At 44.9% G+C, this 3379-nt stretch carries 5 protein-coding genes; all 5 read left to right on the forward strand.

From position 1 onward, the window contains the following. Window positions 1–75: 75 nt before the first annotated feature. The gene (locus I6E49_RS14080; protein WP_235403109.1) at window positions 76–339 is read left to right on the forward strand and encodes a hypothetical protein; all 264 of its coding nucleotides are present in this window, start codon (window positions 76–78) and stop codon (window positions 337–339) included. A 7-nt stretch (window positions 340–346) separates the two neighbouring features. Beyond that, window positions 347–703, forward strand: a complete 357-nt coding sequence (locus tag I6E49_RS14085; RefSeq protein ID WP_235403110.1) for a hypothetical protein — start codon at window positions 347–349, stop codon at window positions 701–703. A gap of 74 nt (window positions 704–777) precedes the next feature. Next, window positions 778–1545 (forward strand): hypothetical protein, encoded by a 768-nt coding sequence (locus I6E49_RS14090; protein ID WP_235403111.1) that lies wholly within the window; start codon window positions 778–780, stop codon window positions 1543–1545. After that, window positions 1508–2170, forward strand: coding sequence for a hypothetical protein (locus I6E49_RS14095; protein ID WP_235403112.1), 663 nt, complete (start codon window positions 1508–1510; stop codon window positions 2168–2170). The genes I6E49_RS14090 and I6E49_RS14095 overlap by 38 nt, the downstream gene beginning before the upstream one ends. A 118-nt stretch (window positions 2171–2288) precedes the next feature. Further along, a complete protein-coding gene (locus I6E49_RS14100) occupies window positions 2289–3197 on the forward strand; it encodes a hypothetical protein (RefSeq protein WP_235403113.1) in 909 nt (302 codons plus the stop codon). Window positions 3198–3379 lie beyond the last annotated feature (182 nt).

Below are 3379 nucleotides of genomic sequence, written 5' to 3' on the forward strand. Positions count from 1 at the left end.
AATGACAAGAGATTGGCTGCACTTAGAGAGTATGCTCAAACGGCTTGAATTCTAAATCCGAAACTTGAGTAAAATATGAGCAGTAACATTTTCTTTCAGCCTTTCGTTGGCAAGGATTATGCCAACGGGGGGATATTTGGCAAGCGAATCATGATATTGGGCGAGAGTCATTATTGTGATGAGAGTTGTACGGATTGTGGCGACTGCCAGCTACCTCGGGAGTGTATGGGCTTTACGCAGCAGGTGCTTGATGATTATCTCAATGAGAACAAGGAACGGCAGAACTGGATGCGGACTTTTCTGAAGTTTGAGCGTTCACTTGCGGGGGGAGGAAACTGACCAAACCATGAGGCTGAAAATTTGGAACTCGGTCATCTTCTTCAACTATCTGCAAGTGGCGATGGGTGGCCCTCGTGAGGCTGGCGCAGCCGAACAATATCACCAGGCAGGTAAGGCTTTCTTCGAGGTCATCGAAAAGTACCAACCTGAGTACATCATCGTATGGGGCAAGAGGCTTTGGAACAATCTTCCTAATGTGCGCTGGCACGATGGCGACGACATCGTAGTGGATGGTTATCCTGTTGCTACGGGTTCTTATCTTCTGAGTAATGGCAAGCAGGTGAAAGTGATGGCGGTGAATCATCCGTCCGTAGGCTACTCCTGGGACTATTGGTACAAGGTGATACAAAGATTTTTGAGATAATTTTCTCGCTTGCGTCACGATTTGACACACCTAACCTGTAATTTTGCCGTCGTAAACATTAAAAACAAGGAATTATGGCACAGATTACAATCAATATCCAGACTTTGGACTGGACAATGGGGGAGACCGTAGGCTTGCACTTTATGCTGAAGAAAGGCAGCAAGGCAAGAATCGCTTGGGGCGATGGAAAGGTACAGGTCGTGACAGGTAAACAGGAACCTGCTTCCGAAAAGTTGACTTGGGTGGAGGCAGGTCATGCCTATCCGGAGAAGGGCATGTACTACACCATTACCATCTGTTCGGAAGAGGAGGATGCCATTATCGGATTTGATGAATGTGGCATGTTCGAGGTGAAAACCTTGGATGTGATTCTCACGGAATGTCCTAACTTGCGTATCTTGGGCTATTCTGGGTATGGCGAGGAGAAACTCGACGTAAGCAAAAATCCTTTGCTGGAGTTCATCGACTTCCACGAGATAAGAAACGAGAAATTGGCTTTCTCTGCCAATCCACTCTTGGAGGAGTTGCATATCGATGGAGCCAAAGATTTGGTGTCTTTGAATTTGAGCAAGAACGACAAGTTGCGTCGCTTGGACATCTTCATGTGCCACAATCTCCAGCATCTTGCCTTGAGCAATCAGTCGCAGCTGAATGAGGTGGATTTCGCTTTCACTCATCTCCGTCCCAAGGACTTGGAGTATTTGGAGAAGACGTTGAAGCGAAACTCTCCTTACAAGGTACGGGGCGGAAGTTTCGGCGATGATAAGATAATAGAAGTTAGTAATGGTGAAATCGTAGGTGAAGATGAAGGAAAATTGGATTCAACTTATCGATACAATTGAGAAAGATCCGTTTGAAACGGAGGCTTTCTTCGCTTTGATGGATTATGTGGGCGAAGCGTCGGATGATGACAAGCGCAGAGTTGTACAAGAAGTAGAGCGTCGCATCAAGATGATTGCCCGTTATGATGCGGACAAGAGTTTCCGCTTCCGTAAGTTCAGTGAACAGGAGCGGGAGGCGCTTGATTCCCTTTGGAGTACTCGGGTAAAGATTCTCAATGTGATGATGTTAAATCCTACAGAGGAAGAAATCGAGCGTTTGGGACATCAGAACGATAAACTTCATGAACTGTCGAAGGATGCCTTTGCGCAAGGTCGCAACCTCTGGAAGTCTTTGTTGCACTCACCGAGCTTGATGGCAAACGAGGATTATTATGATGTGGAGGAGCACGTTGATTTCAGTTGGAATGATGAGGATTCCGTCCTCAAGATGGATAATGATGACTATTATGGCTCAGACTTCGAGTATATGCTCCATTTTCATTGCAATTTTAGGGATAGTGGGCGGTATTCGTATGAACCTTTGGTGGCTGATGATGGGACCAACTGGAATTTGGATTATCTCGACAATCAGGCTTTCGACAAATTTTGTATCTGCCATCTCCTTCACTCGCTCCATAGTCATTAGCATTACTCTTTGCCTGACATCCTCCTTATGGATGATTTTTGGACGGATGTCAGCTTGAGATATGAGCGAGAGGTGTATCAATGGAAAAAAGGAAACGTAATCTTTAAAGAGGAAGTAAATGGAAAAGGAATGGATGAAACTGATAGATGAAGTTGAGAACAACCGTAGCTATAATGCTGATCCTAACTTCAAATTTGTAGACTTTATAAGAGAAAAGTCTACGATAGAGGACAAACGTGCCATCGTGCAAGAGGTGGAACGTCGTGTCAAGAAGGTGGTGAATCGGGAAGAGAACAATCCTGACTATTTCTTCAGAAACTTCAGTGAGTCGGAGCGGGATTTGCTGGACGATTTGCTCGGGCTTCGTGAGGTGACGCTCGACGAGATGATGCTTCATCCTACTGCTGCCGAGGTGGAACGATTGAGCAAGTTGAACGACAAACTCTACAAGCTCACCTTAGAGTGTTTTGAGCAGTGCCGTAACCTTTGGCTTACGCTCTACCGTTCGCCATACAAGGTGGACGACCGTTTCTGCTACGACTTGGACAGTACGCTTCGATTCGAGTATGCTGACAAAGACTCGGTCTTGCATCTGGAGAATGATGACTATTACGGTTCCGACTTCGACTATATGATTCATCTGACAGATGAGTTGCTCAGTACAGGACATTGCAAGATGGATACCATCGTGAATGGTGCGTCTGCCAACTTTTTCGGCAACGAAGAGGATACGTTGAGAGAGTTGACTGATACGCTCGACGATGGCACGTCGTGGGCGGAAGGCTATCTGCACAACAAGGCGTACGACCATTTGTGTATCTGTTATGCGATGCATGCCTTGCATACTCATGAGCCTTGGTGCCTGCCAGATATTCTTCGTATGGATGACTTCACGGTGAGCGTGGAACTGAAATACGACCGCAATATATCCAAACAGCGAGATATTCGTTATGCTGATGATGGAAATGAAACCGACCCTCATTGGCCTGAGGATGTGCCTTGCTTGGGTAGAACACAAAAAGGCTGAGACCTTGACATAATAAAACAAGAAGTTTAACGTCATATATAAAAATAGAAGATTAAGTAAGTGATCTAAATTATTTATATATATATCAGTACTAATATGGTTATTTTTTCGTTTTATAGAAAAAGTAAATTATGAAACCAATAAAAGTACTTGAATTATCAGAGGATGATCGCCTCAAATTA

This window comes from Leyella stercorea (assembly GCF_021531655.1).